Here is a 25,276-nt window from a genome sequence, read left to right on the forward strand (position 1 = left end):
AAGCCCACACGCAGGCATTTCACACCATTCTCCAATTGTCCATAGAATGGGTTATCAGAGCATTAATGTCTTGTCATTCACCATTTTCCGGAGAACGTCACACAAGCGGTGAGTGATCGGCTACGGTGTTAGCTGTTTCCATTTGCCGACACCGATCATGGGGAGGACCGGGGCATGTGGGAGGACGTCCAGTTCTCGGTACTCGACCCAGGCGGGTGGAGCACGGCACCCAACGGATTCGCACTCCAACCGGACGAGGCGAAACAGGTGCTGAAGGAATTGCGGGGGTACGAGGACAGATTGCTCGCGATGCACCAGAAGGCACAGAACCTGTGCAGTATGGCGGCACCGTCGGAGGATCCGGCGACCATGGCGATGCATGTGGCCCGAGTCGGCGACGGCAGCGGAAAGTTGGGGGCTTTCTCCTACGGAGGCGGACATATCGATCTGCAACTGGCTTACGTTCGGGAGTTGATCGACAGGATCGCCAAGGCCCTGACGGCTATCGGCGAGACCGATCAGGCTCAAGCAGCGGCCCTCCCGGGTGCTGACACTCCCTCGGGACACATGTGATGAAACTACGCTTGACGGTCACGGCAATCGGCGCCGTGCTGCTCCTCACCGGCTGCTCGAGCACAACACCAGGCACCGCGACCTCGGCACCGACGATGAGTTCGTCCGTACCAGCGAAGCCGTCCGCGCCCTATGGCGGTGCGCCCAAAGTCGAACACCCGCTGCCGGACACAGTGCTGTCAGGAGACCCATGTGAAGCACTCACTCCGCAACAGCTCACCTACTGGCTCGGTTCCGCCGTCCCCGGCAAACCCGGAAAAGCAATCGACCGGCTCTGCAACTGGACCAATTCGAACACCGGCAGCTTCATCGGTGTCTCCTTCGACGGCAAGAACAGCGACGGCCTCAGCAACACGTACGCCGTCGTCCGGCCGCAGATGAAACGGTTCGAGGCACTTCCACTCGTTCAAGGCTTCCCTGCCGTCGCCTACGACAAGCAGCCTGGCCCCTACTCGATGTCGTGCGACGTGGACGTCGGAGTGACTGACCACCTGGCCTTCAGCGTGGAAGCCTTCCCGCGCAGGGACAAGTCCGGCAAAGTCGATCCCTGCCCGCTCGCCGCGCAGGTGGCGGGGGACGTGGTCACCACGTTGAAGCAGAAAGCCGGGCGGTGACATGGACTTCGCCGAGGCGGCCAAGGAGTACTTCGCGAAACTGCCGGGGCCGGTGCCGATCGAGGAGATCGTCAGTCAGGTGCTGGCCGGGGACACCGGGGGCTGGCACGAGGGGGCGACGGCGGCGCGGGAGCTGGCCACCGAGCAGGAGGCGCTGAGCCAGGATCTGAGCCGGACGCTGGCGAAGCTGGAGTCGACCTGGAGCGGGCAGTCCTCGGAGCTGGCGGCGTCGCGGATGCAGAAGCTCCGTGCTTCGACGATCGACGGGGGCCAGACCTTCACCGACAACGGCGGCACCCACACGACCGGCATCTCGATGCACGACGCCCTGCGCAACCGGCTGACCCCGCTTCCGCCCAAACCGGGGCTCGCCCCCGGCAGCCGGGTGGACTGGTACGACTACGACATGCTGTCCAAGGTCACCGAGTACAACGACACCGCACAGCAGAACCTCGAGCTGTACCAGGACTTCACCACCCAGACCCAGGGCAACTCGCAGCAGCTCAAGACCGACTACGGCACGATCGGCGCCTACGACGGCGGGGACGTGACGATCGACCGGCAGTCCCCCGGCCCGCAGAAGTCCACGGGCGGGCCGGGACCGAACGGACCGAGCGGCGGCGCCCCGACCGCCCCCGGAAGCACCCCCGGCCCCGGAACTGCGCCGGCCACCCAGCACCTGCCCGGGCAGGACCCCTCGGCACCTGGAACCGGCGCGGGGAGTGGCACGGGAAGCGACCAGACGACGACCGCCGGATCCGTTCCACCGTCGTCCGGGCCGCTGGTTCCGGGCGGCGGGAACGGACCGAACGGCTACGGCCCCGGATCCGGCCCGGGATCCGGCCCGGGGTTCGCGGGCGGCTTCGGCGGAGCGGGCGCGGCCGGCGGCGGCATCGCGGCGCGGCTCGGCGGAGGCGGCGGGACGTCCGCGCGGTTCGGCAGCGGCGGCACGGCCGGTGGTCCCGAGGCAGGTCCGGGCGCGCGGTCGGGCAGCGGCGCCGGGGAAAGCGCGGCGAGCCGGGTCGGTGGCGGCCGTGGCACAGCGGGCGCGAAGGGCATGTCCGGCGCGGCGGCCCCCGGCGGCCAGCGCGGCAAGAAGGAAGAGGACGAGGAGCACGAACGCAAGTACGTGCTCGACGTCGACCTCTTCGCCGACGACGACAAGGCAGTCGATCCGGCGACCGGCATGCGCCCGGTACCCCCGACGCTCGGCGCCTGACCAGACCGGCCCGCGCGGCTCCACAACCCACCGCGGCCGGCCCGACACCACCGACGATCGACACCGACGGCACCGGCCGGGCCGGACGAGCGCACCACGGAGAGCAGGCACGAAGGTCCCGGCAGCCGGGCCTTCGGGGACCACCCTGCGGGAGGCATGGCCACGGGGCGCGCGCCTGGGTAGCGTGGCGTGCGATGAGTGAGCGCACCTGGGGCTTCCGCACGCGCGCGTTGCACGCCGGCGGGACGCCCGATCCGGCGACCGGCGCGCGGGCCGTGCCGATCTACCAGTCCACCAGCTTCGTGTTCGAGGACGCGACCGACGCGGCGAACCTGTTCGCGCTGCAGAAGTACGGCAACATCTACAGCCGTATCGGCAACCCCACCGTCGCCGCGTTCGAAGAGCGCATCGCGAGCCTCGAAGGGGGCATCGGCGGGGTCGCCACGGCCAGCGGGCAGGCCGCGGAGTTCCTCACCTTCTCCTCGCTCGTCGAGGCCGGTGACCACATCGTGTCGGCCAGCGGGCTCTACGGCGGCACAGTCACCCAGCTCACCGGCACGCTCGCGCGCTTCGGCGTCGAGACCACGTTCGTCAGCGGCGAAGTCGAGGACTACGCGAAAGCGATCACCGACCGCACGAAGCTGATCTACACCGAGATCATCGGCAACCCGAGCGGAAACGTCGCCGACCTCGCCGGGCTGGCCGACCTCGCGCACGCCCACGGCATCCCGCTCGTGGTCGACGCGACGCTCGCCACGCCGTACCTGTGCCGTCCGATCGAGCACGGCGCGGACATCGTGCTGCATTCGGCGACGAAGTTCCTCGGCGGACATGGCACCACCCTCGGCGGAGTGGTGGTGGAAGCGGGCACCTTCGACTGGGGCAACGGCAACTTCCCGCGCATGACCGAAACTGTCGACAGCTACGGCGGTCTCAAGTACTGGGAGAACTTCGGCGAATACGCCTTCTGCACCCGGCTGCGCGCCGAGCAGCTGCGTGACATCGGCGCCGTCCTCTCGCCGCATTCGGCGTTCCTGCTGCTGCAGGGCGTGGAAACGCTGCCGCAGCGCATGGACGCGCACGTGGCCAACGCGCGCACGGTCGCCGAGTACCTGGCCGGTGACCCCCGCGTGGCCTGGGTTTCCTACGCCGGGCTGCCGGACCATCCGCACCACGAGCGGGCCGCGCGGTACCTGCCGGCCGGACCGGGCGCGGTGTTCTCGTTCGGCGTCCGCGGTGGCCGCGCGGCGGGCGAGAAGTTCGTGGAATCCGTCGAGCTGCTGTCGCATCTGGCGAACGTCGGGGACGCGCGCACGCTGGTGATCCACCCGGCGTCGACCACGCACGCGCAGCTGTCCGAGGAGCAGCTGGCGGCAGGTGGCGTCGGCCCGGACCTGATCCGGCTGTCGGTCGGGCTGGAGGACGCCGAGGACCTGCTGTGGGATCTCGACCAGGCGCTGGACAAGGCGGTGACCGCATGAGCCACGAGATCGGCGCGGTGGCGCGGCAGCAGATCCTGGGCCGCACGGAATCGGTCACGGTGGTGGGCGCGTCGGCGAATCCGGCCCGTCCGAGCTTCTTCGTGGCGACCTACCTGCTCTCGTCCACGCGGTACCGGGTCAACTTCGTCAACCCGCGGCTGGACACCCTGCTCGGCCGGCCGGTCTACCCGTCGCTGAAGGACGTGCCCGGCGGCGTCGACCTGGTCAGCGTGTTCCGCAAGCACGACGACCTGCCCGGGGTGGCCGAGGAGGTCATCGAGGCCGGTGCCCGCACCCTGTGGCTCCAGCTGGGACTGTGGCACGAACCGGTGGCAGACCGGGCACGGGAGGCGGGTCTCGACGTGGTGATGAACCGCTGCGTGAAAATCGAGCACGCGCGGTTCGCCGGCGGGCTGCACCTGGCCGGCTTCAACACCGGCGTGATCAGCTCCCGCCGGCAGACCGCTCCCTGACGTCTCCGGTCGTCGCGACGAGGAACTCCTCGCCCTTCGAGGTGGCCAGCCCGTCCGGACGGCCGGCGAAGTAGCGCCGGTTCAGCTCGGCGGCGCTGACGTGCCGGACGTCCGCGAAACCGCATTCCCTCGCCAGCTCCAGCATTTCCTCCGGCGCGAAGAAGCTCAGGAACGGCGTGCCCGCGGCCTTCGCGCCGTCGACAGCCATCTGCCTGCCCGCGCGGTCCTCTTCGGACAACGACTCGACCGGCGTCTGGAACGTCATGGCCACCACCGTGCCCGCGGCGAAGGCGGCCAACGCGCGCAGCGTGGCGGCGTTCGCCTCCCGGGTGAGGTACATGCTCACCCCGGTCGAGGCGACCACGGCCGGGCGTGCGGGGTCGAACCCGGCCGCGACGAGCCGGGCCACCCAGTTCTCGCCGGCCTCGAAATCGACCGGCACGAATCGGTACGGCAGCGGCAATCCCAGCTCCATCAGCCGCGCCCGCTTCCATTCCTGAGTGCCCGGCTGGTCGATCTCGAACACCCGTACCCCACCCGGCGCTCGCTGGGCGAAGGTGTCCAGCCCGGCACCCAGCAGCACGTACTGCGGCACGGCCCGCTCCCGCACCAGGTCCTCCACGAACCGGCTCCGCGCGACGATGCTCGCCCGGAACCGCGCGGTGGTGGCCATATCCATGTCCGGCCGGTCGCGCCAGCCCTCGTCCGGACCGGCGAGCCGGAGGCCGACCTCGTCGGCCAGCACGTGCGGCGGTGCGTCGGCCAGGTGCAGCGCCCGCCAGAGCGCCACCCGCACCGCGGTGTGGTCCGGCGCGGTCACGACGCCACCCGCAGGACCCAGACCCGGCCGTCGGGATCCCGGACGGACGCTTCGCGCGTGCCGTAGTGGGTGTCCTCGAACGGGGTGAGCACCTCGAGCGCGGGGTCCAGCGACTCGTCCGGCACCGGCACGACCAGCGACGCGGACGGTTCCCGGTCCGGCACCTCGGCCACGAAGACCGGTGGACCGTCGCCGCGGCTCAGCTGCCCGGAACTGTGGTCGGTCTCGAAATCCAGGGTGAACCCCACCCGCTGGAGGAACTTCGCCGTCTTCCCCCAGTTCCGGGTCTCCAGGAAGACCGCGGCAATACCCTCACCCATGCTTCTCGTCCTCTCCGGAAGGGACGTCGAGATACGCCCGCAAAGCCGCCGCGACCAGCGCGGACAGCGACTGCTCGGTCTCGATCGCCCGGACCTTGACCTGCTTGACCAGCTCGACCGGCAGGTACACGTTGAACTGCTTGACCTCGTCCCTGCCCATCCTAGAATGCTAGCAAGCTAGCCGCGGCCGGACAAGCCGCGGCCGGTTCGGCCGGATGCCGTGAGAAAGTGGGGGCATGGCGAAACCCTCCGCACTGCAGATCCGCAACATCCTGGCCGCGGTGATCATGGCCGTCGCGCTCGTGTGGAACCTGGTCGTCGGCGGGCCGTGGTGGGTCAGCGCGATCGTGGCGGTCGCGTGCCTGCTGTCCTCGTTCTCCGCCTACCTGAACCGGCCGAGCGCGCGCAACTGACGCTCCGCGCCGTTCGAGGCTCCCCGGCGTCAGCGGTCAGCCGGTGGTTTCGGTGAACCGGGCGGTGACCGCTGCGCGGCCGCGTTCGGTCAGTTCGCCGGGCAGGCGCAGGCGGGCCATTCCGCCGTCGGGATAGATGTCCAGGCGGGCTTCGGTGATCTCCGGGCCGTCCGCCAGCGCGAAACGGTGGCGGGTGTCGGGTTGCAGCCGGGTGCGTGGCAGCAGCGGCACCCACTCGCCTTCGCCGAGCCGGCCGCTCACCGCGGCCCAGCCCGGAGCGTTTCCCTTGAGGTTGCTCGTGTCGAGTTCGGCGAATCGGACGACGCCCGCGCCGGCCAGCGCGAGGGTCACCCAGTCGTTGCCGTCGTCGCGGCGGCGGGCGGTTTCCCAGCCCTCGGCCTGATGCGCGGCGAGGCCGGGCGAGAGCAGGTTGTTCGGCGACGAGTAGAACATGTTGCTGCAGCCGGTGACGTACGCGCCGTTCTCCAGAGCGGCGAGGTCCAGCGACCGCGGGTCCAGCAAGGCCGGATCGGGCACCGGCGACCCGTGCACGCGCAGCCGGGCCACGCCGCCGTCCGGGTGCTGGGTCAGCCGCACGTGCGTGTACCGGCGCGGCGAGGTGACCTCGAAGAAGTTCTCCGTGTGCCCGGCCGCGGGCTCGCGGTCCACCAGCACCTCCCAGTCGGCACCGCGCAGCTCGTCCGCGCTCGGATAGCCCGGCACCGAGGTGGCCGCGACCGAGACGAACGGCGGGTAGTTGCCTTTGAAGAACGCCGTGTCCACCACCACGCCGGACACCACGCCGCCGAGGCCGAGCCGCACGATCGCGTGGTCGTCACCGGGTTCGCGGTGCCGCCGGGTCTCCCAGCCGTCGTAGACCTGGCCCTTCGGGCCGAAGGTCTCCGCCCGGTGGGCCGGCCGCCACGGGTTGACCAGGTTCTCCTTCTCCGCGAACAGTTCGTCGGTCGCCCACATGACGGTGCCGCCGAAGCTCCGCGAGGCCAGATCGGGCTGGACAGTCCACTCCGGACGGTCGGACACGGGTTCCTCCATCTCTAGCAGTTGCCTCGGGTGAGCAGTTGTCCGTGCGGCTCGTCGCCGGTCACCGGTTTCCCACGCAGCCAGGTGCCGCGCACGACCCCGGCCAGCGGACGCTGGTCGTAGGCGCTCACCCGGTTGCGGTGCGCCAGCTTCGCCACGTCCACCACGAACGCCTCGTCGGGAGCGAACACGCAGAAGTCCGCGTCGCAGCCGGGCGCGAGCCGTCCCTTGTTCCGCATGCCGACCTGCGCGGCCGGGTTCGCGGCCATCCACCGCACCACGTCGGCCAGGGTGAACCCCCGGGCCCGGGCCTGCGTCCAGATCGCCGGAAGGCCCAGCTGCAGACTGGAGATCCCGCCCCAGGCGAGCCCGAAGTCCCCGGTGTCGAGGCGTTTCAGCTCCGGCGTGCACGGCGAATGGTCGCTCACGATGGTCTCGATGAGGCCGTCGGCGAGACCCTGCCACAGCAGTTCCCGGTTCCCGGCCTCACGAATCGGCGGGCAGCACTTGAACTGCGTTGCCCCGTCGCGGATTTCCTCGGCCACGAAGCTCAGGTAGTGCGGACAGGTCTCCACCGACAACGCCACACTCTCGCGCCGGGCGCCGGCGATCAGCGGCAACGCGTCCGAAGAGGACAGATGCAGGACGTGCGCCCGTACGCCGGTGCGCCGGGCTCCCTCGATCACGTGCGTGATGGCCAGGTTCTCCGCGCCACGCGGACGGGAGGACAGGAAGTCGGAATACCGCTCGCCGTGGGGATCCGGTGCGTCGTCGATCGCGTCGGAGTCCTCCGCGTGCACGATCAGCTGCGCGTCGAAGGAGGCCAGCTCCCGCATCGCCGACTCCAGCCCGGCCGGGTCCAGCGGCGGGAACTCGTCCACCCCGGAGTGCAGCAGGAAGCACTTGAACCCGAACACGCCCTCGTCGTGCAGCCCGCGCAGTTCACCCTCGTTGCCCGGGATCGCACCACCCCAGAACCCGACGTCCACGTGTACCCGGCCGGTGGCGGCCTTGCGTTTGACCGCCAGCGCGGGCACGTCGACCGTCGGCGGCAGGCTGTTGAGCGGCATGTCCACGATCGTGGTCACGCCGCCTGCCGCGGCCGCGCGGGTGGCGGTCTCGAACCCTTCCCACTCCGCGCGACCCGGGTCGTTCACGTGCACATGGGTGTCGACCAGTCCGGGCAGCAGCACCTCGTCCCCGGCGAGGTCGACCACCCGGGTCCCCGGCAGCTCCGTGATTCCCGGTTCCACGACGGCGATCCGGCCGCCTTCGATCCCGATCGTCACCGGCCCCTCGCCGCCGGGGGTCACCGCACGCGCGGCGCGTACCACGAGATCCATCTGCGGGCACACTCCTCACCCCGGCGCACGCGGCACCGGGAATTTCACGCTACGGAAAGACTGTTTCGCCAAACGAGATTAACCACGGCGTTCGCGGCTCGTCAACGCCGCACCGTCCACGTTACGGTCAGCGGGTGGAGTTGGAAGCCGAGTTCACCAGCGAACCGTTCCGCGGCGAAGGGGCCCCGCCGGACCACGCGGTCCGCGCCCGCGACGCGGCGGACGAAGCCGGTCTCGACACCGACTTCGGGCCCCTCGGCACACTCGCCCGGGGCAGCACGGACGAGCTCCTGCAGTCCCTGCCCGCCATCGCGCGGGCCGCGCTCGAAGGTGGCGCCACCCGCGTCACCCTGCAGCTGCGGCGGACCGACGAACCCGAACCCGGCCAGGCGGTCGAGCTGAACGGCGCGCTGTCCCGGCTGATCGCCGACGTGGAACGGGAGCTGGGCGCGAAACTGGGTGAACTGGACCGCCCCGGCAAACAACGCGCGGTGCGGCTGCTGCGCGAACGCGGCGCGTTCCACCTGCGGAAATCGGTGTCCGCGGTGGCCGAGGCACTCGGCGTCACCCGCTTCACCGTCTACAACTACCTCAACCGCGAAGCCGACTGACCAGCGCGTTCAACAAAATGTTGACGGCGGCGCGGCACGGCCGTACGGTCAGCGGAACGCCCAGCTCCCCCGCCGCGAGGAGATCCCGTGCCACTCGCACTCGCCGAGTTCAACTCCGCCGAAGCCGCCGAAATCAGGCCGGTGCTCACTGCCTGCCTGGCGGTGCCACGCTGGGTGGAGACGGTGGTGGACGGCCGGCCGTACGCCGATTTCGCCGCACTGCTCGCCGCCGCGGACAGCGCGACGCCGCTGCGCCGCGACGAGGTGCGGGCCGCCATCGCCGCCCACCCGAGAATCGGGGAACAGCCGAAGGACACCGGCACCGAAGGCGAGTGGTCACGTTCGGAACAGTCCGGAGTGGACAACGCGGACGAGTTCGCCGCCGCCAACGCCGAGTACGAAGCCCGCTTCGGTCACGTGTTCCTGGTCTGCGCCCACGGCCGGAGCGGTGGCGAGCTGCTGGCGAACCTGCGTGCGCGGCTGGCCAACGACCCACTGTCCGAACTGGACGTCGCCGGCGCCGAGCTGGCCGAGATCGCGCAGCTGCGTCTGGCGAAGGCGGTGACGGCATGAGTCTCGTGACCACCCACGTCCTCGACACCGCGGCCGGGAAACCCGCCGCCGGGATCGCGGTCCGGTTCGAGCACGAGGGCAGGCTGCTCGCCGAAGGCGTCACCGATGCCGACGGCCGGATCCGCGATCTCGGCCCGGACACCCTCGAACCGGGCGTCTACCGGCTGGTTTTCGACACCGCCGCGTACCTGGGACCGGAGGCGTTCTTCCCGGAGGTGACGATCGCCTTCCGGATCTCCGACGGCACCGCGCACCACCACGTGCCGGTCCTGCTGAGTCCGTTCGCCTACTCGACCTACCGTGGCAGTTGAAAGGGAGCTGACGTGGGAATCTCCTTGGGCCCCAACCAGTACGGCAAGGCCGAGGTCCGGATGGTCACGGTGCGCCGCGACGGTGCGGTGCACCACCTGCGCGACCTCACCGTGTCCAGCGCGCTGCGCGGCGACCTGACCGACACGCATCTCACCGGCGACAACTCCGCTGTGCTGGCCACCGACACGCAGAAGAACACCGTGTACGCGTTCGCCAAGCAGCAGGACGTCGGCGAGATCGAAGACTTCGCGTTGCGGCTGGGCCGGCATTTCGTCGGCACCCAGGAGAAGATCAGGACCGCCCGGATCACCGTCGCCGAGCACGGCTGGGACCGGATCCCGGTCGACGGCGTGCCGCACGAGCACGCGTTCAGCCGCTCCGGCGGCGAATCCCGCACCACCACCGTGACCGTAGCGCAGGATCGGGCGTGGATCGTGTCCGGTGTGGACGGTCTGGTGGTGCTCAAGTCCACCGGTTCGGAGTTCCACGGCTTCCCGCGCGACGAGTACACCACGCTCGCCGAGACCGACGACCGGATCCTCGCCACCGCCGTCACCGCGCGGTGGCGGTACCAGGGCGACAGCGGGATCGGCTGGGCCGAAAGCCACCGCGAAATCCGGCGGACGATGCTGGAAACGTTCGCCACCAAGCACAGCCTGTCGTTGCAGCAGACCCTGTACGCGATGGGCGAAGCCGTGCTGCGGGCACGGCCGGAGGTCGCCGAGGTTCGGCTTTCCCTGCCGAACAAACACCACTTCCTCGTCGATCTGAGCCCGTTCGGCCTCGAGAACCCAGGCGAGGTGTTCCACGCCGCCGATCGCCCGTACGGCCTCATCGAGGGCTCCGCGATCCGCGACGAAGCCGAAGAGCCCGGCCCGGCCTGGACCGACGCCGTGCTCTAGCCCCGACCCCACCGGGAGAGCGCATGTCAGCCAAGGAACGACCTTCTCGGCATCCCGTCGACGCGGCTCCCCCGTTGCCGCAGCTCGTGCTCGGCGGTGTGCAGCACGTCGCGGCCATGTACGCCGGCGTGGTGGCCCCGCCACTGGTGATCGGCGCCGCGGTCGGGCTGTCCCCCGGGCAGCTGGCGCTGCTGATCAGCGCCGCACTGTTCACCGCGGGACTGGCCACGCTGTTGCAGACCCTGGGGATCTGGCGCTTCGGCTCGCGGCTGCCGCTGGTCAACGGCGTCACCTTCGCCGCCGTCGCGCCGATCCTGTCCATCGCGGCCCAGCACCGTTCCGGCAACGCACTGGGCATCGTCTTCGGAGCGACGCTCACCGGTGGCGTGTTCGTGGTGCTGGCCGCACCGTTCTTCTCGAAACTCACGCGATTCTTCCCACCGGTGGTGACCGGGACCGTCATCACGCTCATCGGCATTTCGCTGCTGCCGGTGGCCGTGCAGTGGATTTCCGCGCAACAGTCCGCAGCCCGCCCGTCCGGGCTGCTGCTGGCCGGCGTCACGCTGGCCGCGGTGCTGGTGTTCACGCGGTTCCTGCACGGCTTCTGGAGCCGGATCGCGCTGCTGCTCGGCCTGGTCGTGGGCACCCTCGTGGCGTGGCCGCTCGGGCAAGTCGACACGTCGACCCTGCGGGAGGCGCCGGTGTTCGGCATCGCACCGCCGTTTCACTTCGGCGCCCCGGAGTTCGACGTGGCCGCGATCGTCTCGATGCTCGTCGTGATGCTGGTGACGATGGCCGAAAGCACCGCCGACCTGCTGGCGCTCGGCGAGATCGTGGGCCGCCCGACGACCAGCCGCACGCTGGCCGACGGACTGCGCGCGGACGGGCTGGCGACCGCGGTGGGCACCGTCTTCGGCGGTTTCGCCTGCACGGCGTTCGCGCAGAACATCGGCCTCGTTTCGCTGACCCGCATGTACAGCCGGTACGTGGTCGCGGCCGGCGGCGTGGTGCTCGTGCTGCTGGGAGCGTTCCCGATCACCGGCGGGATCATCGCGCTGGTACCGCAGCCGGTGCTCGGCGGCGCCGGACTGGTGCTGTTCGGCAGCGTCGCGGTCAGCGGCGTGCGGACGCTGGCGAAGGCGTCGTTCGAGCATCCGGCGAACGTGGCCATCGTCGCCGCCTCGCTCGGCGTCGGGCTGATCCCGATCGCCATGCCGGGCTTCTACTCGGGCTTCCCCGCCGCGCTCCAGGTGGTGCTGAACTCGGGGATCAGCGCCGGCTGCGTGACCGCGGTGGTGCTGAACCTGGCGTTCGGACCGCGCTTGATAGAACGCTCTACCGCAGAAGAGCTATCCTCGGTGTCGTGACAGGGACGAAAGACCGGATCCTCGCCGCGGGCGCGGAGCTGTTCCGCCACGGCGGCTACAGCGGCACGGGCGTGAAGCAGATCGTCGAGAAGGCCGGCGCGCCGTTCGGGTCGCTCTACCACTTCTTTCCCGGCGGCAAGGAGCAGCTGGGCGAGGAAGCCGTGCGGACGTCGGGCATGCAGTACATCGAACTGTTCGATCTGTTCGTCGGACCGGCCCCGGACCTGGTCAGCGGCCTCGAGACGTTCTTCGCGGCGGCGGTGACCACGCTGCTGGACACCGACTACGTGGAGGGCTGCCCGATCGCGACCGTCGCACTGGAAGTGGCGACGACGAACGAACCGCTACGCAAGGCGACCGCCGACGTGTTCACCGCCTGGATCGACGCGGGCACGGAGAAGTTCGCCGTGTTCGGCCTGCCCGAGGACACCGCACGCACGCTGACCATCGCACTGATCAACAACCTGGAAGGCGCGTTCGTCCTGGCCCGTTCGATGCGCTCGACGGAACCGATGGCGGTGGCCGGCGCCTCGGTGGTGGACGTCGCCCGCCGGCTGCTGGCCGAACTCGGCCAGGACGGGAAACGGCTGAGCTAGGCCTGGCCACTGGCTGACCGCGGCGCTCGGCGTGGTGCGCGGACGGCACCCACCGCTTCGGCGACCCGGCGGAGAGTGTCGATCGGGTCGTCGCCGAGCGGGTAGATGCCGACGTGGTCCGCGCCGGCGTCCAAGTGCGCGACGATGCCCGCCGCCACGGTCGCGGGGGCGCCGTACAGGACGAGCGCGTCGATGAGCCGGTCGCTGCCGGACCCGGCGAGGTCGTGGTCGGTGAAGCCGAGCCGTCGCAGGTTGCTGGCGTAGTTGGTGACCTGCAGCCCGGTTGCGGCCGGCGCGGACCGGGCCAGCTCACGCGCCCGCGTCGCGTCGGGTTCCATGACCGCGAAGTGGCCGGGCAGCAGTAGTTTGTCGACGCCGAGGATTTCCCTTGCCTGCCGGGTGTGCTCGGGAGTGACCATGCACGGGACGGATCCGGCGGTGCGGTCCCTCGCCAGCCGCAGCATCCGCGGTCCGAGCGCGGCCAGCACCACCCGGCCGGACGGCACTCCAGCCGCGGTCAGCTCGTCCACATAGGACGCGAGCGTCGCGTAGGGCGAGGCATACTCGGCGTGCACCTCACGATGCCCGATCCCCACGCCGAGGAGGAACCGATCGGGATACCTCGCGACGATCCGGTGGTAGGAAGCGGCGACCGCACCCGCCTCGGCGGTCCACACGTTCACCACGCTGGTTCCGACGACCAGCCCGGAAGTGGCCTCCAGCAGCCGCTCCGCCAAGGCGAGATCCGCCGGCGGCGAGGCATCCAGCCACACCGTGCCGTAACCGGCCCGCTCGACCTCCACGGCCTTCTCGGGACTCACTTCGTGCGCACGCAGGTGTGCGCCGAGCAGACCCAGTTCGATGCTCATGCGACGAGTCCAGCACGGCCTCCCCCGGTGAACCAGAACCGGAATCCATGCGCTCGGATCAGTCTTCGTGATCGTCGCGGGCTCACGTCCCGGTGAGGTGCTCCGGGCGCACCGGGACCCGGGGCAGCGCCAGCCCGGTGGCCGCGCGGATCGCCGCCACGATGGCCGGGGTGGACGAGATGGTGGGTGGTTCACCGACTCCGCGCAGGCCGTAGGGGGCGTGCGGGTCCGGCCGTTCCAGCACGTCGATCGACATCGGCGGCATGTCCAGCACGGTCGGGATCAGGTAGTCGGTGAACGACGGGTTCCGCACCTTCCCGTCCACCACCTGGATCTCCTCCATCACCGCCAGGCCCAGTCCCTGCGCCGACCCACCCTGGATCTGCCCCAGTACGGCCTGCGGATTCATCGCCTTCCCGACGTCCTGCGCGCAGTCCAGCTGCACGACCTTGACCAGGCCCAGCTCCACGTCCACGTCGACCACCGCCCGGTGGGCCGCGAAACCGTACTGGACATGGGCGTCGCCCTGGCCGCTTTCCGGGTCCAGCGCGGTGGTCGGGCGGTGCCGCCATTCCCGCGTCTCGTCGAACTGCTCGTCCGCCAGCACGGAAAGCAGGTCCGCGACGACCTCCCCGCCGACGGACAGCAGTTTGCCGCCGCTGAGCCGGGTCCGCGGTTCGAGCGAGGCGTGCTCCAGCAGCCGAGCCCGGACCGCGGCGCAGGCCGAGCGCACCGCTCCTCCGGTCACGTAGGTCTGGCGGGACGCGGACGTGGACCCGCCGTTGCCGATCGAGGTGTCCATCGGCAGCACAGTCACCTGCTCGACCCCCAGCTCGGTCCGCACGATCTGCTGCAGCACGGTGACCAGGCCCTGACCGACCTCGCACGCGGCGGTGTGCACGGTGGCAGCCGGTTCACCGCCCACGACCTGAAGCCGTACCCGGGCCGTCGAGTAGTCGTCGAACCCTTCGGAGAAGCAGATGTTCTTGATTCCCACCGCGTAACCGACCCCGCGGACCACGCCCTCGCCGTGCGTGGTGTTGGAAACCCCGCCAGGCAGGTTCCGCAGATCGCTGCCCCGTTCCGCGGGCAACGGCTTGTCCCGCACGCGTTCCAGCAGCTCGACGACCGGCGCGGCGGAGTCCACGACCTGCCCGGTCGGCATGACCGACCCCTCGCGCATCGCGTTGCGCACGCGGATCTCCACCGGATCGATACCGCACGCCTGCGCCAGCTTGTCCATCTGGGACTCGTAGCCGAACGCCGCCTGCACCGCACCGAAACCGCGCATCGCACCGCACGGTGGATTGTTCGTGTACGTGCCCCAGCAATCCACCGACGCGTTGTCCACTGTGTACGGACCGATGCCGAGCGTGGCGGCATTCGCCACCACCGCACCGGTGGACGAGGCGTACGCGCCGCCGTCGAGGAAAATCCGTGCCCGGACATACACGAGACGGCCATCGCGGGTGGCCCCGTGTTCGTAGTACATCCTCGCCGGATGCCGGTGCACGTGGCCGTAGAAGGATTCCTCGCGGTTGTAGACCATTTTCACCGGCTTGCCGGTGTGCAGTGCCAGCAGGCACGCGTGCACCTGCATCGACAAATCTTCGCGGCCGCCGAACGCACCGCCGACACCGCCGAGGGTGAGCCGCACCTTCTCCACCGGCAGCCCGAGCGCGGCCACGATCTGCTGCTGGTCGACGTGCAACCACTGCGTCGCCACGTACAAGTCGACACCGCCCTCGGTGTCCGGCACCGCGAGCCCCGACTCGGGACCGAGGAAAGCCTGGTCCTGCATGCCGACCTCGTATACCCCGGACACCACCACGTCGGCCGGCACCTCGAGAAGGCCACGCCGGATCGGCACGTGCCGCACGACGTTGCCGCCCGGATGCAGCTCGGGCCCCGCACCCGCGACCGCCGCTTCGGAGTCGGTGACCGGGGTCAGCTCCTCGTAGGTCACCTTGATCCGCTTCATCGCGCGCCGCGCGGTCTCCGGATGGTCGGCGGCGACGAGCGCGACCGGTTCACCCTGGTAGCGCACGACCTCGTCGGCGAGCACCGGCTGGTCGGCGTGTTCGAGGCCGTACCGGTTCACGCCCGGCACGTCCTCGTGGGTCAGCACCGCGTGCACCCCGGGCACCCGCAACGCTTCGGTCAGGTCGATCCCGGTGATCCGCGCGTACGGGTGCGGGCTGCGCAGCGTGACACCCCACGACATGTCCTCGTGCCAGAGATCCGAGGCGTACGCGAATTCCCCGCGCACCTTCACCGTGCCGTCCGGACGGGCCGCGCTCGCGCCGACGCCGTTCGCGGTGGTCGTCGCCTGCTCCGTGGTCGTCATCGGTCCCCCCGCAGCCGCGCGCTCACAGCCGCCAGCTCGCGGGCGATCACGGACTCGTCCGCCGCCTTCAGCCGGCCCTGCTCCACCACCGTTTCGCCGCCCACGAAGACCCGCGCCAGCGACGGCGTCGCGGCCAGTACGAGCGCGGCCACCGGATCGTCGATGCCCGCGTGGTTCAGCCCGGAGAGGTCCCACACCGCCAGGTCCGCCAGCTTGCCGGCTTCCAGCGACCCCAGTTCGGCCTCCCGGCCGAGGCAGCGCGCACCGCCCATCGTGCCCAGCCACAACGCTTCCCTCGTGGTCAGAGCCGTCGGGCCGCCGCGTTGCCGAGCCTGGAGCAACGCCTGGTGCAGCTCCTGTCCGAGCCCGCCCGATTCGCTGGACGCCGCACCGTCGACCCCCAGACCGACCGGCGCGCCCGCGTCGAGCAGATCCCGCACCGGGGCGATCCCGCTGCCCAGCCGCCCGTTCGACGTCGGACAGTGCGCGGAGCCGGTGCCGGTGGCGCCGAACCGGCGCACCGCGTCCGGAGCGAGGTGCACGGTGTGCGCCAGCCACACGTCCGAGGCCAGCCAGCCCAGCTTGTCCGCGTACTCGGCGGGCGTCATCCCGGTTTCGGCCAGGCACTGACGTTCCTCGTCCAGCGTTTCGGCGAGGTGGGTGTGCAGCCGGACACCCTTGCGCCGGCCCAGTTCCGCGGCGCCGGCCATCAGCCGCTCGGTCACGGTGAACGGCGAACACGGGCCGGCCGCGATCTGCAGGTGCGCGCCGGGACCGGCGTCGTGGAAGCGGTCGATCGCCGCTTCGGTGCCGAGCAGCGCGTCCTCGGTGCTCTCCACCAGATGGTCCGGCGGGAGGCCGCCCTCGGACTCGCCGCGGTCCATCGAACCCCGCACCACGTGCAGGCGGAGACCGATCCGCTGCCGCGCGGCGACCAGCGCTTCCACCTGATCGCCCCCGTCGGAGGGGAAGACGTAGTGATGGTCGGCTACCGTCGTGCAGCCGCTCAGCGCCAGCCGCGCCATTCCCGCGGTGCCGGCCGCGTGCGTGCTTTCCGCATTCATCCGGCCCCACACCGGGTACAGCGAGACCAGCCAGTCAAACAGCGTGTGGTCGGCCGCGAGCCCGCGGGTGGCCCACTGGTACAGGTGGTGGTGGGTGTTCACCAGGCCAGGGGTGACGAGGCAGCCGGCGGCGTCCACGCGCTCGTCGGCCTCGCCGGTGAACGCTCCTTCACCCACCGCGGAAATACGGTCGTTGTCAATCAGCACATACCCACTGCGGTACTCCGGACCGCTGACGGTGGCGATCGCCGCGTTCTCCACGACCGTCCTCATGCGGCACCTCCCTTGGCGACGAGGCGCACCGCGTCGAGGATCTTCTCGTATCCCGTGCAGCGGCAGAGGTTTCCCGCCAGCGCCTCACGGATCTCGGCGTCGCTCGGCTCGGGGATCCGGCCGAGCAGATCGTGGGCGGCCACGATCAACCCCGGAGTGCAGAAGCCACATTGCACAGCGCCGGCGTCCACGAAGGACTGCTGCACCGGATCGAGGCGGTCCCCCTCTGCCAGCCCCTCGACCGTACGGACCTCTCGCCCCTCCACCTGTCCCGCCGCGACCAGACAGGAGCAGACCGGCACTCCGTCGAGATACACCGTGCACGAACCACATTCGCCCTGCTCGCACGCGTTTTTCGAGCCCGGCAACCCCAACCGCTCCCGCAGCACGTACAGCAGGCTTTCGCCCTCCCACACGTCATCCGCCTGCCGGCCCTCACCGTTCACCGTCACGTTCACGCGCATGAGTACTCCGTCCACGCCCAACCCAAGGTCCGCCTCGCCAGCACCGACAACGCGTGCCGCCGATATCCCGCACTACCCCGCACGTCATCGATCGGCGCCGCGGCTTCCGCCGCCAGCTCACCGAAACGCCGCAGCAGCCCATCCTCCAGCGGCACCGGCCGGTCCCACGGCAATTCCCCCGTGACGAATTCCTCCGCCGCCAGCGCACGGCGCGGCACCGGAGCGGCGGAACCGAGCGCAGCACGCACCGTCCGCCGATCCGGGCGCAGGACCAGCGCGAAGGAACACACAGCGATCACCATCGCGTTCCGGGTACCCACTTTGCTGAACTGCTGTGGCCCGGCGTCCGCGGGCAGGTGCACCGCGGTGATCAGCTCATCGGGTTCCAGCGCGTTCCGCTTGACCCCGAGGTAGAACTCCTCGGCCGGCACTATTCGCGTGCCCCGGGTCGAGGCGACCTCCACCCGGCCGCCGAGCGCCAGCAGGACCGGATGGGTGTCCCCGGCGGGCGAGGCCGCGCCGAGGTTGCCCCCGACCGTGCCCCGGTTGCGGATCTGCGGTGAGCCGACCGTGCGCGAAGCCATCGCCAGGCCCGGCAACCGGTCCCCCAGCTCGGTGATGACCCGCGCGTACGGCACGGCCGCGCCGAGCCGTACCTCGCCGTCCGAAGTGGACCATTCGGCCAGCTCCGGCACCCGCGTCAGATCGAGCAGCGCGGCCGGGCGCCGGTGGTCGAAGTTCAGCTCGACCATCACGTCGGTGCCACCGGCGATCGGCACGGCGTCGGGGTGTTCGGCGCGGGCCGCGAGGGCTTCGCCGAGCGATTCGGGGCGCAGGAACTCCACGCGGGCTCCTCTTCTCGGGGCGGACGTCCCAGTACACGCCGCCCGCCCGGCACCGGGCAACGGCGGCACGCCATGAAAGCCACCGCAGCGCGAGACCACCCGTTTGTGCTTTCCTACAAGCCTGATGACGACCGTGCGAACCCTGCTGGGCCTGCCCGGGCTGCGCCGGCACCCGGGGACTGCCGACGCGCTGCTCGACCGGGCCGTGACCCGGCTGTACGCGACCGAGCTGCGCGATCCCGGCCGGTACCTGACCGCGGGCGAACTCGTGCTGTCCGGGCTGCTGTGGTGGCGGGAACCGGGCGACGCGGACCCGTTCGTGGCCGCGCTGGCCGACGGTGGAGCCGCCGCGCTCGCCGCGTCCGGCGCCGATTCGAACGGGATCCCCGACGACGTCGTCACCGCGTGCGAACGACATGGCGTCGCGCTGCTGGAGGTGCCGCCGGACCTGTCGTTCGCCGTGGTCACCGAACGGGTGGTGCTCGCGCTCGCGGCCGCCGCGGACGGGGCACGCAAACGCTTGCTGACCGCCGCGGCCGAAGGCACGCCCGTGGCCGGCTTGCTCGCTCGCGCCGCCGAGGAGCTGGGCACGCCGTGCTGGGTGCTTTCCGCGGTGTCCCGCGTCGTCGCCGGAACCGCGGAGCTGCCGATCGACCCGTCCGAAGCGGTCCGCCACTTCGCCGGCTCCCGCGGCCGCCCGACCGCGGCTGGCGGGCTCACCGTGCTGCCGGTGGAAGGCCGGCAGGCGGTGCCGTGGCTGCTGGCCGTCGAAGGCCCGTTGAACGGCGCCCACGCCGAGCTCGCCCAGGAACTGGCCGGCCTGATCGGGTTCGCCCGGGCGCGGGAGCGCCACGAACCGGCCGCGGTCACCGAGGGGCCGGTGCGGGCGATCGCCCTGCGCACCGAAGGGTCCGCCGAGGCCGCCGACGTCCTGGCCGAACTGCTCGCCCCGGCCCCGTTCACGTACTCCAGCACCGGCCCGGACGAGGCGTTCGCCCTGGTTCCCGGCCCCTCCTGGCCCGAGGGCTGGGCAACCGCCGCGACCACCGCGTTGTCCACAGTGGAGCCACTGCTGCGGGCTTCCCGCCTGGTGGCCGGCTTCGCCGACGCCGTGCCCGCGGCCGAGGCCGACGGCGCGCTGGAACTCGCCCGGCAGGCGCGCGGCCTCGCGGCCGCCCGGCCGGGACCGGCGGCCGTGGTCCCGGCCGACGAGGTGGGCGTGCACCAGCTCCTGCTGGCCGGCGCGTCCCCGAAGCTGCGCAGCGCGTTACGCCGGCGCCTGCTCGGCCCGCTGCTCGACTACGACGCCGAACAGCATTCGGACCTGGTGCGCACGGTCCGGGCGTACCTGGAATGCTCCGGCTCCCCGACCCGGGCCGCGAAAGCTCTGCACATCCATGTGAACACCCTGCGCTACCGGATCGGCCGGGCAGCCGAACTCCTCGGCGAGGACCTGACCGACTTCACCACCCAGGTCGACGTGTACCTGGCGTTGAGGGCCGGACAGCCGTGAAGGCCTCCTGCGGGGAACTGGATTCCCGGCAGGAGGCCTTCACGGATTTCGTCGGTGCGCGTGCCTCAGAGGGCCTTGGCGGCGCGGTCGGCCACCAGGCTCAGGAACCGGCTCGGGTCGCCCAGCTCGCCGCCCTCGGCCAGCAGCGCCATGCCGTGCAGCAGCTCCGCGGTCTCGGTCAGCGTCGCGTCGGACGGGTTCTCCCCGTAGGCCTTGCGCAGGCCGGTCACCAGCGGGTGCTCCGGGTTCAGTTCCAGGATCCGCTTGACCTGCGGCAGTTCCTGACCCATCGCGCGGTACATCTTCTCCAGCGTCGGCGTGAGATCGCCCGAGTCACCCACCACACACGACGGCGAGGTGGTCAGCCGCGAGGACAGCCGGACCTCCTTGACCGTCTCCGCCAGCGTCGCCGACATCCACGTCAGCAGGTCGGCGTAGTCCGCCTTCTGCTCCTCGGAGGTCTTGTCGTCACCGAGGTCGACCTCGCCCTTGGCGACCGACTGGAAGGACTTGCCGTCGAATCCGGTGACCCCGTCGACCCACATCTCGTCCACCGGGTCGGTGAGGATCAGCACCTCGTACCCCTTGGCGCGGAACGCTTCCAGATGCGGCGAGTTCTCGATCGCGGCGCGCGATTCGCCGGTCGCGTAGTAGATGTGCTCCTGGTCCTCGGGCATCCGCGACACGTAGTCCCGCAGCGAGGTCGGCTTCTCCGCGTGGTGCGTCGAGGCGAACGACGAGATTTCCAGGATCTGCTCCCGGTTCTCCGGATCGTCGAGCAGGCCCTCCTTGATCGCGCGGCCGAACTCGCCCCACAGGGTCGCGTACTTCTCCGCGTCCTCGGTCATCATCGTCTTGATCGTGGTGAGGACCTTCTTCTCCAGCCGCCGCCGGATCGCCCGAATCTGCCGGTCCTGCTGGAGAATTTCACGCGAAACGTTCAGCGAGAGGTCCTGCGCGTCGACGACACCCTTCACGAAACGCAGGTAATTCGGCATCAGCGCTTCGCAGTCGTCCATGATGAACACGCGCTTGACGTAGAGCTGCACACCGCGCTTCGCGTCCCGCATGAACAGGTCCATCGGCGCCCGCGACGGCAGGAACAGCAGCGCCTGGTACTCGAAGGTGCCCTCGGCCTGCATCCGCACGGTCTCGAGCGGATCGGTCCAGTCGTGACTGATGTGCTTGTAGAACTCGTGGTACTCCTCGTCGGAGACCTCGTCCTTCGAACGCGCCCACAGCGCCTTCATCGAGTTGACGGTCTCGAGTTCACCGGCCGCACCTTCTTCGCCGTCCCCGGTCTTGGCCATCCGGACCGGCCAGGTGATGAAGTCGGAGTAGCGCTTGACGATCTCGCGGACCTTCCACGGCGACGTGTAGTCGTAGAGGTGGTCCTCGTCGTCGGCCGGCTTGAGGTGCAGCGTGACCGCGGTGCCCTGCGGCGCGTCGGCCACCGATTCGATGGTGTAGGTGCCCTCGCCCGAGGACTCCCAGCGCACGCCCTCGTCGGTGCCTGCGCGGCGGCTGACCAGCGTGACCTTGTCCGCGACCATGAAGCCGGAGTAGAAGCCGACGCCGAACTGGCCGATCAGGTCCTGCCCGACGGTGCCCTTCGACTCCTCCTTCGACTCCTTGAGCTTGCGCAGGAACTCCGCGGTGCCCGATTTGGCGATGGTGCCGATCAGGTTCACCACGTCGTCGCGCGACATGCCGATGCCGTTGTCGCGCACGGTGACCGTGCGTGCCTCGTCGTCCAGCGCGATCTCGATGTGCAGGTCGTCGGTGTCGGCCTGCAGCTCCTTGTCGCGGTAGGTTTCCAGCCGCAGCTTGTCCAGCGCGTCGGACGCGTTCGACACCAGCTCGCGCAGGAAGATGTCCTTGTTCGAGTAGATCGAGTGGATCATCAGCTGCAGCAGCTGCCGCGCCTCGGACTGGAACTCCAGCGTCTCGACCTGCCCGGTTTCCTCAGCCATGACTTGTGCGTTTCCTTTCCCGCCCTGAAAAGACCGGCCGGAAGTCTATCGGGAGACGCGCCGCCGCGGGTGCGGGCCGCAGGACGCGGACCACCATCCGCAGCGGTCCGGCCGGCTTGCGCGGCGATGCCGGTCCGCCTGCCGCGCCCGGACGCGCTACTGACCCGTATCCGTCGTAAATTTGCGTAAATATGTCTTGATATTGCTTTTCGTAGCCGTGCCGTTGCATGCTCGTCCCGCTCTGGCTCGTCCCCTGCCGATCTCAAAGAAGAGAAGACGCCATGACACGCATGCGCCTCGCCCGGTTCGTCGCCGGGCTCGCCGCCGCCGGGCTCTCCGTACTCGGGATCTCCGCGGTCGACACCGCCGCCGCCAGTCCACCCGGCCACGCCGTGGCCCGGGGTGGCCCGACCGATCTCGCCGCGGGCAAACCGGTCGAAGCGTCCACCGCGCTGGATCCGTATCCGGCGGCCCACGCCAACGACGGCGACCTCGGCACCTACTGGGAGTCCACCGCGGGCTACCCGGCCGATCTCACCGTCAAGCTCGGGACCGACGCGGACCTCGACTCGCTCGTCGTGCAGCTCGCCCCGGACCCGGCCTGGGCCGCGCGCACGCAGCACTTCGAAGTCCTCGGGCGGGCGCAAGGCGCCACCGATTTCCGCACGCTGAAAGCCGGTGCGGACTACCTGTTCGATCCGGCCGGCAACGACAACACGGTGACCGTCCCGCTCGAAGGCCGGGCCGCCGACCTCCGGCTGCGGTTCTCCGCCAACTCCGGAGCTGCCGGCGCGCAAATCGCCGAACTGCGGGCCTTCGGCACTCCGGCGCCGAACCCCGATCTGGTCGTCACCGCAACGAGCTGGACCCCGGAGGACCCGACCGAGACCAACCCGGTCGACGTGTCCGCGACAGTGCGCAACGCGGGCACTGCCGACGCAGCGGCCACCACCGCCACCATCAGTGTCGGCGGCACCGTCGCGGGCAGCACACCGGTCGGTGCGCTCGCCGCGGGCGAATCCGCCACGGTGACGGTGAAAGCGGGAACCCGGCCGCAAGGCGAGTACCCGGTCGCCGCGACCGTCGACCCCGACGGCAAGGTGGCCGAACAGGACGAAACCAACAACACCTACACCTCGCCGGACCAGCTGGTGATCGGCCAGGCGCCGGGACCGGATCTGGAAGTCACGGGCATTTCCTCCGACCCGGCCAATCCGGTGGCGGGCGCGAAGGTGTCCTTCACCGTCGCGGTGCACAACCGCGGCACGAGCGCCGCACCCGCGTCGGTGACCCGGCTGACCGTCGGCGGGACCACAGTGGACGGTCCGACCGGTGAGCTCGCGGCAGGCGACACCGAGCAGGTCGCGATGACGGGGGCCTGGACCGCGGCCGACGGCGGCGTGACGCTCGCCGCCACGGCGGACGCGACCGGCCAGGTCGAGGAAACGAACGAGGCCAACAACCGGTTCGCCCGGTCGATGGTGATCGGCCGCGGCGCCGCACTGCCCTACACCGAGTACGAAGCGGAGAACGCGAAGTACCAGGGAGAGCTGCTGCACACCGATCCGCTGCGGACGTTCGGCCACACGAACTTCGCGACCGAGTCCTCCGGCCGCGCCTCGGTCCGGCTGACCGAGCAGGGCCAGTACGTGGAGTTCACCTCGACCAACCAGACCAACTCGATCGTGGTGCGCAATTCGGTGCCGGACGCACCCGCGGGCGGCGGGCAGGACTACTCGCTCAGCCTGTACGTCAACGGGACCTTCGCACAGAAGCTGACACTTTCATCGGTGCACAGCTGGCTTTACGGCAACACGGACGATCCGGAAGGACTGACCGACCGGCCCGGCGGTGACGCGCGACGGCTGTTCGACGAGTCGCACGCGCTGTTGTCGAAATCGTATCCGCCAGGCACCAAGTTCACGCTGCAGCGCGACAGCGACGACACCGCCTCGTTCTACATCGTCGACCTGATCGACCTGGAACAGATCGCCCCGGCGCTGCCGAAACCGGCCGGCTGCACGTCGATCACCGAGTACGGCGCGGTGCCCGGCGACGACGTCGACGACGCGCCCGCGATCCAGAAAGCGGTGACGGACAACCAGAACGGCAAGATCAGCTGCGTCTGGATCCCGCCGGGCCAGTGGCGGCAGGAGGCGAAGATCCTCACCCCCGACCCGACGCGCACCGGGTACAACCAGGTGGGCATCTCGAACGCGACGATCCGCGGCGCGGGCATGTGGCATTCGCAGCTGTACTCGCTGATCCAGCCGCAGGACGCGGGCGGCATCAACCATCCGCACGAGGGCAACTTCGGATTCGACATCGACAAGAACGTGCAGATCTCCGACCTGGCGATCTTCGGGTCCGGGCGGATCCGCGGCGGCGACGGCGGCGCGGAGGGCGGGATCGGGCTCAACGGCCGGTTCGGCACCGGCACGAAGATCTCGAACGTGTGGATCGAGCACTCGAACGTCGGGGTGTGGGTCGGCCGGGACTACAGCAACATCCCGGCCCGGTGGGGACCGGCCGACGGGCTGGAGTTCAGCGGCATGCGCATTCGCGACACCTACGCCGACGGGATCAACTTCACCAACGGGACGCGCAATTCGCAGGTGGTGAACTCGTCGTTCCGCACCACCGGCGACGATTCGCTCGCGGTGTGGGCGAACAAGTACGTGCAGGATCCGGCGACCGACGTCGCGCACGACAACCGGTTCGCCAACAACACGATCCAGCTGCCATGGCGGGCGAACGGGCTGGCGATCTACGGCGGGCACGGGAACACGATCGAGCACAACATCGTGTCCGACACGATGAACTACCCGGGCATCATGCTGGCCACCGACCATGATCCGCTGCCGTTTTCCGGGCAGACGCTGATCGCGGACAACGCCCTCCACCGCTGCGGCGGCGTCTTCTGGGGCGAGGCGCAGCAGTTCGGCGCGATCACGTTCTTCCCGCAGAGCGGCGACATTCCCGGGGTCACACTGCGCGACACCGAAATCCACGATTCGACCTACGACGGGATCCAGTTCAAGACCGGCGGCGGGAACCTGCCGGACGTGACGATCTCGAACGTCACGATCGACAAGTCGAACAACGGCGCGGGCATTCTCGCCATGGGCGGCGCCCGCGGCTCGGCGACACTGAAGGACGTGACGATCACGAACTCGGCCAAGGGCGACGTCGTGATCGAACCGGGCTCGACGTTCGTCGTCAACGGCGGGCCGGACCCGGCGATAGCGCGCCGCGAGGACCGCTGACGCA

Annotated in this window: 25 protein-coding genes; 14 read left to right on the top strand and 11 right to left on the bottom strand. The window is 70.2% G+C overall.

Annotated elements, in window-relative coordinates; genetic code table 11:
- The first annotated feature begins 174 nt into the window (after nt 1–174).
- The 5 genes from BJY18_RS13795 to BJY18_RS13815 all read left to right on the top strand — a co-directional run bounded on the left by BJY18_RS13795 (nt 175) and on the right by BJY18_RS13815 (nt 4,360).
- Nucleotides 175–573, top strand: a complete 399-nt coding sequence (locus BJY18_RS13795; RefSeq protein ID WP_184780357.1) for a hypothetical protein — start codon at nt 175–177, stop codon at nt 571–573.
- 35 nt (nt 574–608) lie between these two features.
- The gene (locus BJY18_RS13800; protein ID WP_312873838.1) at nt 609–1,187 is read left to right on the top strand and encodes a DUF3558 domain-containing protein; all 579 of its coding nucleotides are present in this window, start codon (nt 609–611) and stop codon (nt 1,185–1,187) included.
- A gap of 1 nt (nt 1,188) precedes the next feature.
- Nucleotides 1,189–2,406 carry a WXG100 family type VII secretion target gene (locus BJY18_RS13805; protein WP_184780359.1) on the top strand — a complete coding sequence of 406 codons (1,218 nt, stop codon included), beginning with the start codon at nt 1,189–1,191 and terminating at the stop codon, nt 2,404–2,406.
- A 194-nt stretch (nt 2,407–2,600) separates the two neighbouring features.
- Nucleotides 2,601–3,887: an O-acetylhomoserine aminocarboxypropyltransferase/cysteine synthase family protein gene (locus tag BJY18_RS13810; RefSeq protein ID WP_184780360.1), complete on the top strand. Its 1,287-nt coding sequence runs from the start codon at nt 2,601–2,603 to the stop codon at nt 3,885–3,887.
- Nucleotides 3,884–4,360: a CoA-binding protein gene (locus tag BJY18_RS13815; protein WP_184780361.1), complete on the top strand. Its 477-nt coding sequence runs from the start codon at nt 3,884–3,886 to the stop codon at nt 4,358–4,360. The genes BJY18_RS13810 and BJY18_RS13815 overlap by 4 nt, the downstream gene beginning before the upstream one ends.
- On the opposite strand, the gene BJY18_RS13820 is transcribed toward BJY18_RS13815, so the two are convergent.
- Genes BJY18_RS13820 through BJY18_RS13830 form a run of 3 tightly spaced genes read right to left on the bottom strand, consistent with a single transcriptional unit; the run spans nt 4,332 to nt 5,660 of the window.
- A complete protein-coding gene (locus tag BJY18_RS13820; protein WP_184780362.1) occupies nt 4,332–5,180 on the bottom strand; it encodes a class I SAM-dependent methyltransferase in 849 nt (282 codons plus the stop codon). The genes BJY18_RS13815 and BJY18_RS13820 overlap by 29 nt on opposite strands.
- Complete coding sequence (locus BJY18_RS13825) at nt 5,177–5,500, bottom strand: VOC family protein (RefSeq protein WP_184780363.1); 324 nt, start codon at nt 5,498–5,500, stop codon at nt 5,177–5,179. Before BJY18_RS13825 ends, BJY18_RS13820 begins: the two co-directional genes overlap by 4 nt.
- A complete protein-coding gene (locus BJY18_RS13830) occupies nt 5,493–5,660 on the bottom strand; it encodes a ribbon-helix-helix protein, CopG family (RefSeq protein WP_184780364.1) in 168 nt (55 codons plus the stop codon). The genes BJY18_RS13825 and BJY18_RS13830 overlap by 8 nt, the downstream gene beginning before the upstream one ends.
- A 76-nt stretch (nt 5,661–5,736) precedes the next feature.
- On the opposite strand from BJY18_RS13830, the gene BJY18_RS13835 reads away from it, so the two are divergent.
- A complete protein-coding gene (locus BJY18_RS13835; protein ID WP_184780365.1) occupies nt 5,737–5,913 on the top strand; it encodes a hypothetical protein in 177 nt (58 codons plus the stop codon).
- A gap of 36 nt (nt 5,914–5,949) precedes the next feature.
- Here BJY18_RS13835 and alc read toward each other — a convergent pair whose 3' ends face one another.
- Together alc and allB are read right to left on the bottom strand one after the other, a co-directional pair.
- Nucleotides 5,950–6,966: an allantoicase gene (gene alc, locus BJY18_RS13840; RefSeq protein WP_184780366.1), complete on the bottom strand. Its 1,017-nt coding sequence runs from the start codon at nt 6,964–6,966 to the stop codon at nt 5,950–5,952.
- 2 nt (nt 6,967–6,968) lie between these two features.
- Nucleotides 6,969–8,297 carry an allantoinase AllB gene (gene allB, locus BJY18_RS13845; protein WP_184780367.1) on the bottom strand — a complete coding sequence of 443 codons (1,329 nt, stop codon included), beginning with the start codon at nt 8,295–8,297 and terminating at the stop codon, nt 6,969–6,971.
- Between the two features lie 134 nt (nt 8,298–8,431).
- On the opposite strand from allB, the gene BJY18_RS13850 reads away from it, so the two are divergent.
- From BJY18_RS13850 to BJY18_RS13875, 6 genes are all read left to right on the top strand, one after another.
- Nucleotides 8,432–8,908, top strand: coding sequence for a helix-turn-helix domain-containing protein (locus BJY18_RS13850; protein WP_184780368.1), 477 nt, complete (start codon nt 8,432–8,434; stop codon nt 8,906–8,908).
- A gap of 87 nt (nt 8,909–8,995) precedes the next feature.
- On the top strand, nt 8,996–9,481 hold the full coding sequence (gene uraD / locus BJY18_RS13855; RefSeq protein ID WP_184780369.1) for a 2-oxo-4-hydroxy-4-carboxy-5-ureidoimidazoline decarboxylase: 486 nt from the start codon (nt 8,996–8,998) through the stop codon (nt 9,479–9,481).
- Nucleotides 9,478–9,792 carry a hydroxyisourate hydrolase gene (gene uraH, locus BJY18_RS13860; RefSeq protein WP_184780370.1) on the top strand — a complete coding sequence of 105 codons (315 nt, stop codon included), beginning with the start codon at nt 9,478–9,480 and terminating at the stop codon, nt 9,790–9,792. The genes uraD and uraH overlap by 4 nt, the downstream gene beginning before the upstream one ends.
- 12 nt (nt 9,793–9,804) lie before the next feature.
- On the top strand, nt 9,805–10,695 hold the full coding sequence (gene pucL, locus BJY18_RS13865) for a factor-independent urate hydroxylase (RefSeq protein WP_184780371.1): 891 nt from the start codon (nt 9,805–9,807) through the stop codon (nt 10,693–10,695).
- A 23-nt stretch (nt 10,696–10,718) separates the two neighbouring features.
- Complete coding sequence (locus BJY18_RS13870) at nt 10,719–12,062, top strand: nucleobase:cation symporter-2 family protein (RefSeq protein ID WP_184780372.1); 1,344 nt, start codon at nt 10,719–10,721, stop codon at nt 12,060–12,062.
- Nucleotides 12,059–12,658 carry a TetR/AcrR family transcriptional regulator gene (locus tag BJY18_RS13875; RefSeq protein WP_184780373.1) on the top strand — a complete coding sequence of 200 codons (600 nt, stop codon included), beginning with the start codon at nt 12,059–12,061 and terminating at the stop codon, nt 12,656–12,658. Before BJY18_RS13870 ends, BJY18_RS13875 begins: the two co-directional genes overlap by 4 nt.
- Here the strand turns inward: BJY18_RS13875 and BJY18_RS13880 are convergent.
- The 5 genes from BJY18_RS13880 to BJY18_RS13900 form a co-directional block, all read right to left on the bottom strand.
- Nucleotides 12,655–13,527, bottom strand: a complete 873-nt coding sequence (locus tag BJY18_RS13880) for a TIGR03620 family F420-dependent LLM class oxidoreductase (protein WP_184780374.1) — start codon at nt 13,525–13,527, stop codon at nt 12,655–12,657. The genes BJY18_RS13875 and BJY18_RS13880 overlap by 4 nt on opposite strands.
- A gap of 82 nt (nt 13,528–13,609) precedes the next feature.
- Nucleotides 13,610–15,874 carry a xanthine dehydrogenase subunit D gene (pucD, locus tag BJY18_RS13885; protein WP_184780375.1) on the bottom strand — a complete coding sequence of 755 codons (2,265 nt, stop codon included), beginning with the start codon at nt 15,872–15,874 and terminating at the stop codon, nt 13,610–13,612.
- On the bottom strand, nt 15,871–17,211 hold the full coding sequence (locus tag BJY18_RS13890) for an 8-oxoguanine deaminase (RefSeq protein ID WP_184780376.1): 1,341 nt from the start codon (nt 17,209–17,211) through the stop codon (nt 15,871–15,873). The genes pucD and BJY18_RS13890 overlap by 4 nt, the downstream gene beginning before the upstream one ends.
- Complete coding sequence (locus BJY18_RS13895; protein WP_184780377.1) at nt 17,208–17,675, bottom strand: (2Fe-2S)-binding protein; 468 nt, start codon at nt 17,673–17,675, stop codon at nt 17,208–17,210. The genes BJY18_RS13890 and BJY18_RS13895 overlap by 4 nt, the downstream gene beginning before the upstream one ends.
- On the bottom strand, nt 17,666–18,520 hold the full coding sequence (locus tag BJY18_RS13900; protein WP_184780378.1) for an FAD binding domain-containing protein: 855 nt from the start codon (nt 18,518–18,520) through the stop codon (nt 17,666–17,668). The genes BJY18_RS13895 and BJY18_RS13900 overlap by 10 nt, the downstream gene beginning before the upstream one ends.
- A gap of 124 nt (nt 18,521–18,644) precedes the next feature.
- On the opposite strand from BJY18_RS13900, the gene BJY18_RS13905 reads away from it, so the two are divergent.
- Complete coding sequence (locus BJY18_RS13905) at nt 18,645–20,033, top strand: helix-turn-helix domain-containing protein (RefSeq protein WP_184780379.1); 1,389 nt, start codon at nt 18,645–18,647, stop codon at nt 20,031–20,033.
- 65 nt (nt 20,034–20,098) lie between these two features.
- Here the strand turns inward: BJY18_RS13905 and htpG are convergent, their stop codons facing one another.
- Nucleotides 20,099–22,006, bottom strand: a complete 1,908-nt coding sequence (gene htpG, locus BJY18_RS13910; RefSeq protein WP_184780380.1) for a molecular chaperone HtpG — start codon at nt 22,004–22,006, stop codon at nt 20,099–20,101.
- Between the two features lie 281 nt (nt 22,007–22,287).
- On the opposite strand from htpG, the gene BJY18_RS13915 reads away from it, so the two are divergent.
- Entirely contained in the window at nt 22,288–25,272 is a 2,985-nt protein-coding gene (locus tag BJY18_RS13915) for a CARDB domain-containing protein (protein ID WP_184780381.1), read from the top strand.
- Nucleotides 25,273–25,276 lie beyond the last annotated feature (4 nt).

The sequence above is a fragment of the Amycolatopsis jiangsuensis genome, assembly GCF_014204865.1.
GTDB classification, from domain to species: domain Bacteria; phylum Actinomycetota; class Actinomycetes; order Mycobacteriales; family Pseudonocardiaceae; genus Amycolatopsis; species Amycolatopsis jiangsuensis.